Origin of the sequence: Microbaculum mangrovi, from assembly GCF_051390635.1 — a bacterium.
Lineage (GTDB): Bacteria > Pseudomonadota > Alphaproteobacteria > Rhizobiales > Tepidamorphaceae > Microbaculum.
Genome location: NZ_JBPODT010000002.1, coordinates 510,254 through 524,424 on the forward strand (window position 1 = coordinate 510,254; position 14,171 = coordinate 524,424).

Annotated in this window: 12 protein-coding genes; 10 read left to right on the forward strand and 2 right to left on the reverse strand. The window is 66.3% G+C overall.

Annotated features, from left to right (window positions below; genetic code table 11):
* The first annotated feature begins 17 nt into the window (after positions 1-17).
* Positions 18-1,526 carry an IMP dehydrogenase gene (gene guaB / locus ACSF9G_RS08840; protein ID WP_436640631.1) on the forward strand — a complete coding sequence of 503 codons (1,509 nt, stop codon included), beginning with the start codon at positions 18-20 and terminating at the stop codon, positions 1,524-1,526.
* Between the two features lie 67 nt (positions 1,527-1,593).
* Here the strand turns inward: guaB and ACSF9G_RS08845 are convergent, their stop codons facing one another.
* On the reverse strand, positions 1,594-2,472 hold the full coding sequence (locus ACSF9G_RS08845) for an alpha/beta fold hydrolase (RefSeq protein WP_436640633.1): 879 nt from the start codon (positions 2,470-2,472) through the stop codon (positions 1,594-1,596).
* A 189-nt stretch (positions 2,473-2,661) separates the two neighbouring features.
* Between ACSF9G_RS08845 and ACSF9G_RS08850 the strand changes: the two genes are divergently transcribed.
* From ACSF9G_RS08850 to ACSF9G_RS08865, 4 genes are all read left to right on the forward strand, one after another.
* Positions 2,662-3,093, forward strand: a complete 432-nt coding sequence (locus ACSF9G_RS08850; protein ID WP_436640635.1) for an MAPEG family protein — start codon at positions 2,662-2,664, stop codon at positions 3,091-3,093.
* On the forward strand, positions 3,090-4,397 hold the full coding sequence (locus tag ACSF9G_RS08855) for an RsmB/NOP family class I SAM-dependent RNA methyltransferase (RefSeq protein WP_436640638.1): 1,308 nt from the start codon (positions 3,090-3,092) through the stop codon (positions 4,395-4,397). Before ACSF9G_RS08850 ends, ACSF9G_RS08855 begins: the two co-directional genes overlap by 4 nt.
* Positions 4,398-4,854: 457 nt before the next feature.
* Positions 4,855-6,414: a glutamine-hydrolyzing GMP synthase gene (gene guaA / locus ACSF9G_RS08860; protein ID WP_436640640.1), complete on the forward strand. Its 1,560-nt coding sequence runs from the start codon at positions 4,855-4,857 to the stop codon at positions 6,412-6,414.
* 92 nt (positions 6,415-6,506) lie between these two features.
* Positions 6,507-6,860, forward strand: coding sequence for an ArsC family reductase (locus ACSF9G_RS08865; protein WP_436640642.1), 354 nt, complete (start codon positions 6,507-6,509; stop codon positions 6,858-6,860).
* Positions 6,861-7,074: 214 nt separating this feature from the next.
* On the opposite strand, the gene ACSF9G_RS08870 is transcribed toward ACSF9G_RS08865, so the two are convergent.
* Positions 7,075-7,968 carry a LysR family transcriptional regulator gene (locus tag ACSF9G_RS08870; RefSeq protein WP_436640644.1) on the reverse strand — a complete coding sequence of 298 codons (894 nt, stop codon included), beginning with the start codon at positions 7,966-7,968 and terminating at the stop codon, positions 7,075-7,077.
* Positions 7,969-8,157: 189 nt separating this feature from the next.
* Here ACSF9G_RS08870 and ACSF9G_RS08875 point away from each other — a divergent pair, with 189 nt between their 5' ends.
* Genes ACSF9G_RS08875 through ACSF9G_RS08895 form a run of 5 tightly spaced genes read left to right on the forward strand, consistent with a single transcriptional unit; the run spans position 8,158 to position 14,170 of the window.
* Positions 8,158-8,961, forward strand: coding sequence for an ABC transporter ATP-binding protein (locus ACSF9G_RS08875; RefSeq protein ID WP_436640646.1), 804 nt, complete (start codon positions 8,158-8,160; stop codon positions 8,959-8,961).
* Entirely contained in the window at positions 8,951-10,918 is a 1,968-nt protein-coding gene (locus tag ACSF9G_RS08880; RefSeq protein ID WP_436640648.1) for an AMP-dependent synthetase/ligase, read from the forward strand. The genes ACSF9G_RS08875 and ACSF9G_RS08880 overlap by 11 nt, the downstream gene beginning before the upstream one ends.
* A gap of 2 nt (positions 10,919-10,920) precedes the next feature.
* Positions 10,921-11,799, forward strand: a complete 879-nt coding sequence (locus ACSF9G_RS08885) for a branched-chain amino acid ABC transporter permease (protein WP_436640650.1) — start codon at positions 10,921-10,923, stop codon at positions 11,797-11,799.
* 3 nt (positions 11,800-11,802) lie between these two features.
* Positions 11,803-12,876, forward strand: a complete 1,074-nt coding sequence (locus ACSF9G_RS08890; RefSeq protein WP_436640652.1) for a branched-chain amino acid ABC transporter permease — start codon at positions 11,803-11,805, stop codon at positions 12,874-12,876.
* A 49-nt stretch (positions 12,877-12,925) separates the two neighbouring features.
* The gene (locus ACSF9G_RS08895; RefSeq protein ID WP_436640654.1) at positions 12,926-14,170 is read left to right on the forward strand and encodes an ABC transporter substrate-binding protein; all 1,245 of its coding nucleotides are present in this window, start codon (positions 12,926-12,928) and stop codon (positions 14,168-14,170) included.
* Position 14,171: the final 1 nt, after the last annotated feature.

The window sequence follows — 14,171 nt, forward strand, 5'->3', positions numbered from 1 at the left end:
ATATCCGGGAGTTGGCGATGACCGATCCGAAAGCCCTGACCCTCGATTCGGCGTTAGGGCCGATCGCGCTCACATTTGACGATGTTCTGCTCAAACCCGCGCATTCCGAGGTGATGCCGGGCGAGGTCGACACCTCGACGCGGCTGACCAAGGCGATTTCCCTCAATATCCCGATCGTATCCTCGGCGATGGACACGGTCACCGAGTCCCGGCTCGCCATCGCCATGGCGCAGGCCGGCGGCATTGGCGTCATCCACAGGAACCTCGATGCCGACCTGCAGGCCGAGGAGGTCCGCCAGGTCAAGAAGTTCGAGTCCGGCATGGTGGTGAACCCGGTCACCGTCACCCCGCAGGAAACGCTGTCCCAGGCGCTCGATACGATGAGTCGCCACGGCATTTCCGGCATCCCGGTCGTCGAGCGCAACGCGACCGGCGAGCAGACCCGTCTGGTCGGCATCCTGACCAACCGCGACGTGCGCTTCGCCACCAATCCCGACCAGCCGGTCTCCGAACTGATGACCAAGGAAAATCTGGTCACGGTGCGCGACACCGTCAATCAGGAGGAAGCCAAGAAGCTCCTGCACCAGCATCGCATCGAGAAGTTGCTGGTCGTCGACGAGGACTATCGCTGCGTCGGCCTGATCACGGTGAAGGACATCGAGAAGGCCCGCCTGCATCCGAACGCGGTGAAGGACGAGCAGGGTCGTCTGCGCGTCGCCGCCGCCACCACGGTGGGCGACGACGGCTACGCCCGCTCGGAAATGCTGATCGATGCGGGCGTCGACGTCGTTGTTGTCGACACCGCCCACGGCCATTCCCAGCGCGTGCTCGACTCGGTCAATCGCATCAAGCGTCTGTCCAACGCGGTGCAGGTGATCGCCGGCAACGTCGCGACCGCCGAGGGCACCCAGGCGCTGATCGATGCCGGCGCCGACGCCATCAAGGTCGGCATCGGCCCGGGCTCGATCTGCACCACGCGGATCGTCGCCGGCGTCGGCGTGCCGCAGCTTTCGGCGATCCTCGAGTCGGTGGAAGTCGCCCGCAAGGCCGACGTGCCGGTCATCGCAGACGGTGGAATCAAGTATTCCGGCGATCTCGCCAAGGCCATCGCCGCGGGCGCGGAATGCTGCATGGTCGGCTCGCTCTTCGCCGGCACCGACGAAAGCCCCGGAGAGGTTTTCCTGTACCAGGGCCGCTCCTACAAGGCGTATCGCGGCATGGGCTCCGTCGGCGCGATGGCGCGCGGCTCCGCCGACCGCTACTTCCAGCAGGAGGTGAAGGACACGCTGAAGCTGGTTCCCGAGGGCGTCGAGGGGCAGGTTCCCTATCGCGGTCCGCTCGCCAGCGTCCTGCACCAGCTTGTCGGGGGCTTGCGCGCCGCGATGGGCTACACCGGCTCGAAGTCGATCGTCGACTTCCATCGGCGCGCCCAGTTCATCCGCATCTCCCCGTCGGCGCTGCGCGAGAGCCATGCCCACGACGTGACGATCACGCGCGAGAGTCCGAACTATCCAGGCGGGATGTAGGAAACCGTAGCCAAGATCTCCCCGCCTGAATGGGGCGGGGCGATCGTGGCCGGCCCGGCGTTGTCGCCTATCGGACCCGCATCAGTTCACCCGCGGTGCTGGGGTCGCGCGCCGGCCAGCGGCCATGTTCGACCTGTGCCAGGAAGTCCGCGACGATCCCGTTGAAAGACGCCGGCTCCTCCAGGTTGACCGCGTGTCCGGTCTTGGGCAGCACCGCGAGCCCGGCCGTCGGTATGGTCCGCTTCAGGAACAGGCTCGGCTTGACGCAGTGATCGTCCTCGTCGCCGACGACGAGAAGGGTAGGCACGCCGAGGGCCGCAAACTGCGTCTCGAAATCGTAGAGCGAGGGTCGCGTCGCCTGATAGCCGCGCATCGTATTCGCCGATCCCGTCGCCGAATGCTCGGCAAGCTGGCATACGAAGTCCTCGAACCCGCGCGGATCCTTTTCGGCCAACGTCTGGCGCGTCGCCGCCGCGCTGTAGACGTCGGCGAAGGCGCCCATGCCCTTCTCCTCGATCAGATCGGCGGTCAGAAGGGCCTCTCGCTTGAACCGGGCGTGATAGTCCGGCTCGGATCCGGCACCCGCACCGGCGGCGACGAGAGACAGCGCGCGCGCCGGATAGGCCAGGCCGAAATGCAGCGTCGCGATGCCGCCCATCGACAGGCCGACCACATGGGCCTTATCGATCCCGAGCCCGTCCATCACGTCTCGGATGTCATCGACGACGCGCCCCTGACTGTAGGCCGCCACCTCTTCTGGCACGTCGGACGGCAGGTAGCCCCGCGCCGAATAGGTGATGCAGCGGTAGCGGCGCGAGAAATAGCGCGCCTGCGGCGCCCAGCTTCGGTGATCGCCGGCGAACTCGTGCACGAACACGATCGGATCGCCCCCTCCCGTGTCCTCGACATGGAGCGCGATGCCGTCGGTTGTCGTGATGCGCCCCATGTCGGATCTCCTGTGGATGCGGGACCGCATGACACCGTTTTCGTCGCGGTGCCGTCAAGTTGCCGTGTTGGCGATGCCGGATGCGATTGACCGCGGCGCGCGAACGTGGTCAGGACGACGGCAGTGGTCTCTCGGCCGGCGCCGTCGTCGGAACGACGGGATTGAAAGTACCAGGAACCGGACTCCGCCATGCCGCTCAACACCGCGTTGATCCTTCTGGCCGCGCTCGCCCAGATGGCGCTGACCTTCGCGATCTATATCGTGATGGTCCGCGGCCGTGTTTCGGCGGTCAGGGCGAACCAGGTGCGCGCCTCGCAATACGTCCTGGTCGAAGGCGAGCCGCCGCATCTCGCGCGCGTAACCAACAGTGTGCGCAGCCAGTTCGAGTTGCCGGTGCTGTTCTACGCGCTGGTGCTGATGCTGGTAGCCATCAACCGGGTGACGATGCTCGATGTCGTCCTGGCATGGGCCTTCGTCGTCCTGCGCGTCGTCCACTTCTTTGCCCACACGAAAGGACAGGACGTGGTTGTGCGCATGCGTGTATTCGGTTTTGGCCTGCTGGTGGTGATGGCGCTGGCCGCCCATGCCCTGGTCATCCTGCTCGGAGAGATATTCGCATGAAGCACGGTGGCATTGTCGCCGCGGCGATCGAGGTTCTCGCCGACATCGAGACCAATCATCGCCCGGCGTCCGCGGCGCTCACGGCCTGGGCCGTCTCGCATCGGTTCGCCGGGTCGGGCGACCGCTCCGCGATCGGCAATCTCGTCTTCGACGCCTTGCGCAAGCGCGCCTCGATTGCTTGGCGGATGGGTGCCGATACGCCGCGCGCGCTGGCGATCGGGGCCTATGCGCATTGTTGGGGCGTCGGCATAGACCGGCTCGAGGTCGCCTTCGCCGCCGACCGGCATTCGCCCGAGCCCCTGACCGATGCCGAGAAGATCGCGCTCAGGACCGGCAGCCTCGACGATGCGCCGGACTGGGTGAAGGGCGACTATCCCGAATGGCTCGATCCCGCCTTCGCGACGGCGTTCGACGGCCATGCGGCGGAGGAGGGCGCGGCGCTCGCCGTCCGCGCCCCCGTGGATCTGCGCGTCAACACGCTGAAATCGACCCGCGACAAGGTGATGAAGGACCTGACGCGTTTCGAGCCGGCTGAAACGCCGTTGTCCCCCGTCGGCATCCGCCTGCAGCCTGGGACCGGGCCGGGGCGGTCGCCGAATGTCCAATCCGAGGCGGCCTTCCGCAAGGGCCGGTTCGAGGTGCAGGACGAAGGCTCGCAGCTCGCCGCCTGCCTCACCGGCGCGGCGCCCGGCCAGCAGGTCGCCGATGTCTGCGCCGGCGCCGGCGGCAAGACGCTGGCGCTGGCCGCCCTCACCGGAAACACGGGCCAGATCTATGCATGGGACGGCGACCGGCATCGGCTCGCCGGTATCCACGAGCGCCTGCAGCGCGCCGGCGCCCGCAATGTTCAGGTGCGCGAGGCCGGCCAGCCGGAAGCGCTCGCCAGCCTCGCCGGCAAGATGGACGTCGTCCTCGTTGATGCCCCCTGCACCGGTACCGGCACATGGCGGCGACGTCCCGACACCAAGTGGCGGGTCAGCGAAAAGGCGCTGGAGGACCGCAAGGCCGATCAGGACGCCGTCCTGGCCCTTGCCGCGCCGCTGGTGAAGCCGGGCGGGCGGCTCGTCTATGTCACCTGTTCTGTGCTGCCGGAGGAAAACGACGCTCGGGTCGCCGCGTTCGTCGCCGCCGATCCGGGCTTCGCGCCGCTCGATCCCGCTGCGTTCGTGGCGGCCGCTCTGCTGCCTGAGGAGACCAAGGCGCGCCTGGCCGACCCCGCGCTTGCGACCGGACACGGCCTGCAGCTCACCCCGCGGCGCACCGGCACCGACGGGTTCTTCGTCTCGGTGCTCGAACGGCGGTGAGCGGCACGCGCCGCCAGCCCCGACAATAACAGCCCCAATTCGAACGGACCCGATTCGGACAGCGCCCGAATCGGTTTGTCAGCGTTTCGACCTAAGCGTCGAAAACGACTCGCGAATGTGCCACTCAGCACTGCGAGGGGGCGGGCCATCTGTTGCATCCCTGACCGAGCTCTGGACCCTGCCAGGAACTGTAGGGCTGGACGCTGTAGCTGGAGTCCGTGGTGCAGGCGGCGGTGAGGCCGGAGGCAACTAGGATTGCCGCGAAGGCGGATATCCGCAAACCAGTCCTGACGATACGCACTTGAACCTCCTCCGGAAACATCATTTGGGGCACCTTAATAGGAGAGACGGCGGGGGCAAATCAATCCGGCGCGACGGGCGGCCGTCGTGCGCAATCCTGTCAATTCTTGCGCCTCACCGGCTGGACACGACTCGTGCTTGCGCATAAATGCTCGCTATGACGGAACTCTCCCACGATCGCGTACTCATCGTCGACTTCGGCAGCCAGGTCACCCAGCTCATTGCGCGCCGGGTGCGCGAGGCCGGCGTCTACTGCGAAATCCACCCATTCCAGAAGGCCGAGGAGGCCTTCACGCGGCTTCGGCCCAAAGGCGTGATCCTGTCCGGCGGCCCGGCCTCCGTACTCGACGACAACGCGCCGTCCGCGCCGATGGCGGTGTTTCAGGCGGGCCTGCCCGTACTCGGCATCTGCTACGGCCAGCAGACGACGGCCCAGCAGCTCGGGGGAACGGTCGAGGGCGGCCACGCCGCCGAATTCGGCCGCGCCTTCGTCGAGATCAACGAGCCGTCCGCCCTCTACGAGGGCATCTGGTCGGTCGGCGAGCGCCACCAGGTCTGGATGAGCCACGGAGACCGCGTGACCCGGCTGCCGGAGGGCTTCGCCGTGCGCGCGACATCGCCGAACGCCCCGTTCGCCGTTGCCACCGACGAGGCCCGGCGCATCTACACCACAATGTTCCACCCCGAGGTCTACCACACCCCGGACGGGGCGAAGCTGCTGAAGCATTTCGTCGTCGACATCTGCGGCTGCCGGCCGGACTGGACCATGGCCGCGTTCCGCGACGAGGCGATAGCGCGCATTCGCGAACAGGTTGGCTCCGATAAGGTGATCTGCGCCCTGTCGGGCGGCGTCGATTCCGCCGTCGCCGCCGTGCTGATCCACGAGGCGATCGGCGACCAACTCACCTGCATTCTGGTCGATCACGGCCTCATGCGCATGAACGAGGCCAGGGACGTCGTCGACATGTTCCGCGGCCACTACAACATCCCGCTGGTCGACGTCGACGCGTCCGATACCTTCATTTCCGCGCTCGAGGGCGTCACCGACCCGGAGCGGAAGCGCAAGATCATCGGCGCCCTGTTCATCGATGTCTTCGAGGCCGAGGCCGAGAAGATCGGCGGCGCCGCGTTCCTGGCGCAGGGCACGCTCTATCCCGACGTGATCGAGTCGGTCTCCTTCACCGGCGGCCCCTCGGTCACCATCAAGTCGCACCACAACGTGGGCGGCCTGCCCGAGCGGATGAACCTCAAGCTCGTAGAGCCGCTGCGGGAACTGTTCAAGGACGAGGTGAGGGCGCTCGGCCGCGAGCTCGGCCTGCCGGAGGCGTTCGTCGGCCGCCATCCGTTCCCGGGCCCCGGTCTGGCGATCCGCTGCCCAGGCGGCATCAGCCGCGATAAGCTGGAGATCCTCAGGAAGGCCGACGCGATCTATCTCGACGAAATCCGCAAGGCCGGCCTCTACGACGCCATCTGGCAGGCCTTCGCCGTGCTGTTGCCGGTCCAGACCGTCGGCGTCATGGGCGACGGCCGCACCTACGACTTCGTCTGCGCGCTCAGGGCCGTCACCTCCGTCGACGGGATGACGGCGGATTTCTATCACTACGACATGGACTTCCTGGCCGCCACGGCGACCCGCATCATCAACGAGGTCAAGGGCATCAACCGCGTCGTCTACGACGTGACGTCCAAGCCGCCCGGGACGATCGAGTGGGAATAGGAGGCATGCGGAGGAGGCCGCTGCGGCATCGCATGCCCGAAGCCTGAAAACGAGACTACAGGCGGCCCGCGACGAAGACCCCGGAGCGACATATGCCCGTGACGATCTACGGCATCCGTAACTGCGACACGATGAAGAAGGCCTTCGCCTGGCTTGATGGCCACGGCGTCGCCTATGCCTTTCACGACTACAAGAAGGACGGCGTCACGGCCGAGGCGCTGCGGCGCTGGTGCGCGGCGGCCGGCTGGGAAAAGGTCTTGAACAAGGCCGGCACCACCTTCCGCAAACTGCCCGACGACGCCAAGGCCGCGCTGGACGAGGCCAGGGCCGTCGCGCTGATGCTCGACCAGCCCTCGATGATCAAGCGTCCGGTGCTGGAGACCGGCGAAACGGTCGAGATCGGCTTCAAGCCCGAGCGCTACGCCGCGCTGTTCGGCGCCGGGTAGGACTGCCGCGCTTGGGCTTGGTGGTCCGGGATTGACGCTCGTTTCGGACGGCCATGAGCCTATACTTGGTGTGTGTTCAGGCATGCCGCCCGAGGATATCTGTCGAAGGCCGCGGCGAGGGCGTTGCTGGTAGACCCTGCTCTGGCCGGGAGGCGGCCTTTTCGTCATCGTGCCGGCTGATTTCTTCAGGGATCCGGAAGCGCGCCAGGACCTGTCACCGTGACGATGCGACGCCCTCGATCAGGCCGATCAGTTTACGGCTTAACGGTCCGGGCTGGCGCTCGCCGGGCCAGGCGACGCCGAGCGAGCGTACGGGATGCAACTGCGCGTCCTGGCAATGCAGGAGCCGGATCGTGCCCGTTCGCACCTCGTCATCGAAGAAGTGGTCGGTCGCAAAGCTCCATCCGAACCCGCGACGGATCATCAGCCGGATGTGCTCGAGATCGTTGGCTGTCCAGAGATCCGAGGAGAACGTCCGCCCCGCGCGTTCGACCTCCAACTCGTAGGACCCGACATAGTAGATCTGCCGCTCGGAGGCGAAGTCGGCCAGCGTGAGTGGTCCGGTCCGGCGGGACAGCGGGTGATCCGCCGCCGCCGCCGGGCTTAGGGTGATCTGGTCGAAGGAGCGGCCCTCCATGTCAAGCGGCAGGGCCGCCAGCAGGCCGAGCGCGAAATCCGCCTTGCCGTTGCGGAGATCCTCCCAGGCTGAGTTGAACGAGGCGGCGAAGAACTGGATCCGTACGTTGCTGTGCTGTCGGGCGAATGTGGTCAGCGCGTCATGCAGCATCCTGATCGGGAACAGCACGTCGACGGCGATCCTGATGCGGGTCTCTTCGCCCAGTTCGAGTGCGCGCGCCCGTGACGCAAAGCGGCGCGCGCGCTCGACCACGGTCTTGGCTTCGGAATAGAGCGCACGGCCCCGCTCTGTCAGGATGACTCCGCGCGGCTTGCGATCGAGAAGAGCGAAGCCGCAATAGGCCTCGACCTGCGCCATAGCATAGCTCACCGACGAGACGGCCCGGCCCAGCTCTGCGGCCGCGGCCGAGAACGACCCGCGCTCGGCCACGACGATGAAGACGGTCAGGTGCTCGATCAGGTTCGGCTGCATTCGAATAATCCGAAAGAACTCTACGGTATTTTCCATATTTTAAGAAAACAAGCCCGCTGCTAGCGTGGTGTTCTGCCGGGGGCGTTTCCGGCCGTTCATGCAGGCTTTGGGAGGGGCAAGCGTGACAACCGAACACCGTGAATCCGGGCACGGCGGGTCTCACGACGGGCGTCTTGGGCGTTACCGCGCATGACCGCGACAGGCTGCGAGGCGGGCCGCGCGCCGGCTCTCGTCTGCGACGACGTCAGCCGCTGGTTCAAGGGCGTGCACGCCCTCAGCAACGTGTCGGTGACGATCGGCGAGGGGACGATCTTTGGCCTTGTCGGACCCAACGGGTCCGGCAAGACCACGCTGGTCAACGCCATCACCGGCTTCTATCCGCCGCAACAGGGCAGGATCCTGTTCGAAGGTGAACAGATCAACGGGTTGAAGCCGCATCGCATCGCCGAGCGTGGCATCGCCCGAACCTTCCAAAACGTCGCGCTTTTCCGCGGCATGAGCGTGCTCGACAACATCTTGATGGGCCGCCACATCTTCATGCGCCCCAATCCGCTCGCCTCGCTGTTCTACTGGTGGTGGGCGCAGAAGGAGGAGATCGCGCATCGTCGCAAGGTGGAGGAGGTGATCGACCTCCTGCAGCTCGAAAGCGTGCGCGACGAGCATGTCGACGTGATCCCCCTAGGCCTGCAGAAGCGCGTCGAGCTGGCCCGCGCATTGAGCGCCGAGCCGCGCATGCTGGTGCTCGACGAGCCGATGGCCGGCATGAACCAGGAAGAAAAGGAGTACATGGTCCGGTTCATCCTCGACGCGCAGGACGCGCTGGGGCTGACGGTGCTGATCATCGAGCACCACATGGACGTCGTCACGGCCATCTGCGAGCGCGTTCTGGTGCTGAACAACGGCTCGGCCATCGCCGAGGGGCCTGCCCGCGAGGCGATTTCCGATCCGCAGGTGGTCGAGGCCTATATCGGGAAGGCGCGCGATGCTGCTTGAGGAAACGAAAGCCGCTGGCGCTGCCGACACGCATCCCAATTGGAAGCGGGACGATCATCTGCTCTCGCTTTTGGCCCGCAACGCCCGGGAGCATCCCGATGAGGTTGCCATGCGCGAGCGCGACCACGGCATCTGGGAGCAATACACCTGGAGCGAATATTGCGAAACCGTCGTCTGCTTCGCGGCGGGGCTGGAGGAAAGGGGCGTCGGGCCGGAAGAGTTCGTCCTGGTCATAGGGGACAACCGGCCGAACCTGTATTTCGCGATGCTGGCCGCCATCTGCCTGCGCGCGATCCCGTCGCCCGCCTATCCGGATACGCCGCCGGAGGAGGTCGTCGGCCAACTCGCGCGCGAAGGCATCCGTGTCGCTGTCGCCGAGGATCAGGAGCAGGTCGACAAGCTTCTGGGCGCGCGCGAAAGCCACCGCGACCTGCGCCTCATCATCTATGACGATCCACGCGGTCTGGCCGGCAAGGAGCCGCCGGGCGTGGTCTCCGCCGCGGGTCTGATTGCCGACGGCCGAGCGCGGCTCGCGCGCGAGCCCGGCCTGCGCGAGGCGCTGCTGGCGCGCCCGAGGGCGCAGGACGTGGCGATCCTACTGCACTCGTCGGGCACGACGGGGGTGCCGAAGGGCATCCCGCTGAAGCACGGGCACATGCTCTCCGGCGTGCGCAATGCCGCCGCGGCCGGTTATTTCCGGCAGGGTGAGGTCCATATGGCGTATCTGCCGGTCGCCTGGGTGGGGGACTTCATCTTCTCGGTCACCGCCGCCCTGGAACTGCGCTTCAGCGTCAACATTCCGGAGGCGCAGGAGACGGCGCTGCACGACCTGCGCGAGATCGCTCCAACACTGTATTTCTGCTCACCGCGGGCCTGGTCGGCGATGCTGACCCGCATCCAGGTGGGCATCGCCGAATCCACCCCCTTCAAGCGCTGGCTCTACGATCGCTTCATGCCCTTTGCGCTCGACCTCGAGCGGGCGCGGCTGGACGGCCGCAAGCCGGGCTTGGCGGGCCGGCTGCGCCATGCGCTCGGCGAGCTGCTCGTCTACGGTCCCATCAAGGACCAACTCGGCCTGTCGCGCGTCGAGCGCCCCTATACGGCCGGCGAGGCGATCGGGGAGGAGGTATTCCTGTTCTTTCGCGCGCTGGGACTCAATCTGCGCCAGTTCTACGGCCAGACGGAGAATTGCGCGCTGGCCGTCGCGCAATCGCCTTCGGACGTGAGCCTCACCACGGTCGGGCGGCCCTTCCCCGGCGTCGAGGTCCAGATCGACGAAAGCGGCGAGATCCTCGTGCGCGGCGACAACATCTTCGACGGCTACTTCCGCGACGAGGCGGCGACGGCGAAGGTTCTGCGGGCGGGATGGCTGCACACCGGTGACGCGGGCCAGTTCGACGAAAACGGCGAGCTCGTCGTGCTCGGCCGCGTCTCGGAGGTGATGCATACCCGCGGCGGCACGCGCTACATCCCGACCTATCTCGAGAACCGCCTGAAGTTCAGCCAGTTCATCAAGGATGTCTGCATCGTCGGCGCCGGGCGCGACTTCCTCGCCGCGATCGTCTGCATCGATCTTCACGCCGCCGGGCAATGGGCGCAGGAAAACGGCATCCCTTACACGTCCTATGCCGAGCTTTCGCAGAAGCCTGCGATCTACGACCTCGTCCAGGGCATCATCGACCGGCTCAACGGCATGCTGCCGGCTGGCCTCCGCATCAGCCGCTTCGTCAATCTCCACAAGGAGTTCGACCCCGACGACGGCGAGGTGACGCGCACCAGGAAGCTGCGGCGCGACGTTATCGGCGAGCGCTACGCGAAGATCATCGAGGCGATCTACGCCGGCGCGGCGGACATCGAATTCGAGGCGCAGATCACCTACGAGACCGGCCAGACCGGCGTGATCGCGCGCACGTTGAGTATCCGGCCGCTGGTGCCGGCCGGGCACGGTGGTGGCTAACCATGGCGTATTTTGCCGAACTCGTCGTCAACGGGGCGCTGACGGGACTGATGTACAGCCTGGCGGCCCTCGGATTCGTTCTCATCTATAAGTCTGCGGGGGTGCCGAACCTGGCCCAGGGCGCCGCCATCATGATCGCCGGCTACGTGGTCTGGCTGCTCGTCTCCTTCGGCCTGCCGCTTGTCGTCGCCATCATTCTCGGCGCGGGCATCATGTTCGTGCTCGGCCTGCTGACGGAGCGCTTCCTGCTTCGCCGCATGGTGGGGCAGCCGGTGATCATGATCGTGATGCTGACGCTCGGCCTGGAGATCCTGCTGCGCGGCATCGGTCCCGGCATCCTCGGGGCCGCTCCAAAACCGCTCGATCTTGGCATCGGCCTTGCTCCGCTCATCGTCGGCGACGTGTTCATCAACCGCGCCTATCTCGTCGGCGGGGTCGTGGCGCTCGCGATGGTCGCGTCGGCGCTGCTGTTCTTCCGCACCAGGCTGGGGACCAAGCTGCGCGCGGTCTCCGACGACCACGTGTCGAGTTGGGCGGTCGGTATCTCGGTGGAGAAGGCGATCGGCATTTCCTGGGGGCTCGCCGGCATGTCGGCTGTCGCGGCGGGCGTGCTGTGGGGCTCGGTGCAGGGCGTTGATTGGACGCTGTCGATGCTGCTCTTTCCGGCGGTGGCGGTGGTGATACTGGGCGGCCTCGATTCGATCTGGGGCGTTCTGGTCGGCGGTCTGCTCGTCGGCATTCTCGGCTCCGTCATCCCCGGCTATCTCGACTCGGTTGTGGGCGGCGGCACACGCGACGTCGTCACCTCGCTCATCATCCTCCTGACCATAATAATCCGGCCGTACGGAATATTCGGCCGCGAAGACATCGAGAGGATCTGACGCATGTTCTACCGCCTCGCCGGTGTCCACCACACGCGCTACGAGACCGCCCGCGCGCTCTGGCCGGTGCCGGCCGACCGTTGGCAGCTCGCGATCGTCGCGCTCCTGGCGTTGGCCGCGCCATTCCTTCTGTCGAGCCTCTATCTCGGCAGCTATCTCCTGCCGTGGCTGATCTGGAGCGCGGCGGCATTGTCCCTGACGTTGCAGATGGGGCTTGCCGGTCAGCTTCACTTTGGATTTGCCGCGGTGATGGCGATCGGCGCCTACAGCTCGATCCACCTGACGCGCCTCGGCGTGCCCTTCGAGCTGTCGCTGATCGGCGCGGGACTGTCGGCCGCCATCATCGGCTCGTTCTTCGGAACCGCGGCGCTGCGCGTGAAGGGGCTGTACCTCGTGATGGCGACGCTCGCCATGCAGTATCTGGTCGACTGGGTGATCATCAACGTGCCGGCCATCTCCGGTGGCGCACAGGCGACGCTGCGCACGCCCTCGGTCTCTTTTCTGCTTGTCGGGCTCGACAGCCTGACGGCGCGCTACTATCTCGCGCTCGCCTGGGTGGCGCTCGTCGCGATCTTCTTCCTCAACGTGAAGCGGACCAGCTTTGGGCGTGCGCTCGTCGCGATCCGCGACAAGGATTTCGCCGCCGCCGTCATTGGCGTCGACCCGTTCCGCTACAAGCTGATGGCGTTCTTCACCTCCTCCTTCATGGGCGGTGTCACCGGCGCCGTCCTTGCCTTTTGCTACTATCGCGCGGTGACGCCGGAGCAGTTCAGCTTCAATGTCTCGATCCAGCTTGTGGCGATGGTGCTGGTCGGCGGTCTCGGCAGCGTGATCGGCGGCTTTCTCGGCGCCGGCTTCGTGCTTCTGGTGCCGATCATCCTCACCAACGTCGTCGCCGGCATGGCGGCGGCGGGCTGGCTCACCGTCTCGTCGAACCTGCTCGCGCACGTGCCGCTGATGATCTACGGCGCGCTCATCATCGGTTTCCTGCTGTTCGAGCCGCTCGGGCTCGCCAAGATCTACGACAACATCCGCAAGTACTTCCTGGTCTGGCCGTTCCGGCACTCCAGGAGCTGAGGTCGCGTTTCATAAGACAGATAACGGCAACCAAAACGGAGGAAATGTCATGAAATGGACTAGGAGAAGCGTGCTCGCCACCGCGCTGATCGCGGGGATGGCAGCCACCGGCGTGGCCACGGCGCAGGAGCAACCGATCAAGTTCGGCCTGCTGCAGGACTTTACCGTCGTCTACACCTTCGTCTCCGGCGAGTACAATCAGGGGCAGCGCGACTATCTCACCCTGGTCAACGAGGAAGGCGGCGTCGACGGCCACAGGATCGAGGCCATCGTGCGCGACACGGGCAACCAGCCCCAGCGCGGCATCGAGGCCTACAACCGCGCCAAGGAGGAGGGCGCGGTCCTGTTCGATTTCCTCTCCACCCCGGTCTCCCGCGCGCTCGTCGACAGCGTGCTGCAGGACGAGGTGGTGATGATCACGCCGCTCCATGGCCGTGGCGACGCCAGCGACGGCGAGACCTTTCCCTATATCTTTCCGATGATGGCGACCTACTGGTCGCAGGCCACTGTCCTGGCGCAATACATCGAGGACAATGGCGGACTCGAAGGCAAGAAGATCGCGCTCGTCCATATCGACACGCCCTTTGGCCGCGAGCCGATCCCGGTGTTGCAGGACCTCGCCGACGAAAAGAAGTTCGAATTCCAGTCGTTCGCCTATCCGAGTCCGGGCAACGAGCAGTCGGCCACCTGGACCGAGGTGCGCCGCTTCCGACCCGATTTCGTGCTGGTCTGGGGCGCGGGCGGCGGCCAGCCGGTCGCCGTGCGCGAGGCGGTCCGCAACGGCATCCCGGTCGAAAACCTGCTCTCCGTCGTTTGGCTCGCCGAGACGGACGTCGCCAATGTCGGCAGCGACACGATGAAGGGTATCAAGCGCTTCGAAGCGGTTTCGACCGGCATCGACAATCCGATCCTGCAACGCATCCAGGAAAAGGTGGTCGACAAGGGACTGGGCGCGGGCGATGCCAAGAACGTCGGCACGAGCTACTACAATATTGGCGTCGCGACCATGGCGGTCGCCGTGGAGGCCGCCCGGCTTGGGCTTGAGGCCGAGGGCGCACCGCTGACCGGCGCCAAGCTCAAGGCCGGCTTCGAGAAGATCGCCAACTTCGACGCGGAAGGCCTGATATCGCCGATCACCATCACGGCCCAGGATCATCAGGGCGGCGGCGCCGGTCGTGTGGCGCAGTGGAACGGCGAGGCATGGGAGGCGGTCTCCGACTGGGGCGCCGCCTATCAGCAGATCGTCCGGAAGGAGATCGAGCAGGGCGCCACGGCGTTCAAGCAGGGCAACTGAC

Bases quoted from the DNA above. Each gene is read 5' to 3' on its own strand.
- guaB (WP_436640631.1), top strand. From the start codon at position 18: ATGACCGATCCGAAAGCCCTGACCCTCGATTCGGCGTTAGGGCCGATC.
- ACSF9G_RS08845 (WP_436640633.1), bottom strand. From the start codon at position 2,472: ATGGGGCGCATCACGACAACCGACGGCATCGCGCTCCATGTCGAGGAC.
- ACSF9G_RS08850 (WP_436640635.1), top strand. From the start codon at position 2,662: ATGCCGCTCAACACCGCGTTGATCCTTCTGGCCGCGCTCGCCCAGATG.
- ACSF9G_RS08855 (WP_436640638.1), top strand. From the start codon at position 3,090: ATGAAGCACGGTGGCATTGTCGCCGCGGCGATCGAGGTTCTCGCCGAC.
- guaA (WP_436640640.1), top strand. From the start codon at position 4,855: ATGACGGAACTCTCCCACGATCGCGTACTCATCGTCGACTTCGGCAGC.
- ACSF9G_RS08865 (WP_436640642.1), top strand. From the start codon at position 6,507: ATGCCCGTGACGATCTACGGCATCCGTAACTGCGACACGATGAAGAAG.
- ACSF9G_RS08870 (WP_436640644.1), bottom strand. From the start codon at position 7,968: ATGCAGCCGAACCTGATCGAGCACCTGACCGTCTTCATCGTCGTGGCC.
- ACSF9G_RS08875 (WP_436640646.1), top strand. From the start codon at position 8,158: ATGACCGCGACAGGCTGCGAGGCGGGCCGCGCGCCGGCTCTCGTCTGC.
- ACSF9G_RS08880 (WP_436640648.1), top strand. From the start codon at position 8,951: ATGCTGCTTGAGGAAACGAAAGCCGCTGGCGCTGCCGACACGCATCCC.
- ACSF9G_RS08885 (WP_436640650.1), top strand. From the start codon at position 10,921: ATGGCGTATTTTGCCGAACTCGTCGTCAACGGGGCGCTGACGGGACTG.
- ACSF9G_RS08890 (WP_436640652.1), top strand. From the start codon at position 11,803: ATGTTCTACCGCCTCGCCGGTGTCCACCACACGCGCTACGAGACCGCC.
- ACSF9G_RS08895 (WP_436640654.1), top strand. From the start codon at position 12,926: ATGAAATGGACTAGGAGAAGCGTGCTCGCCACCGCGCTGATCGCGGGG.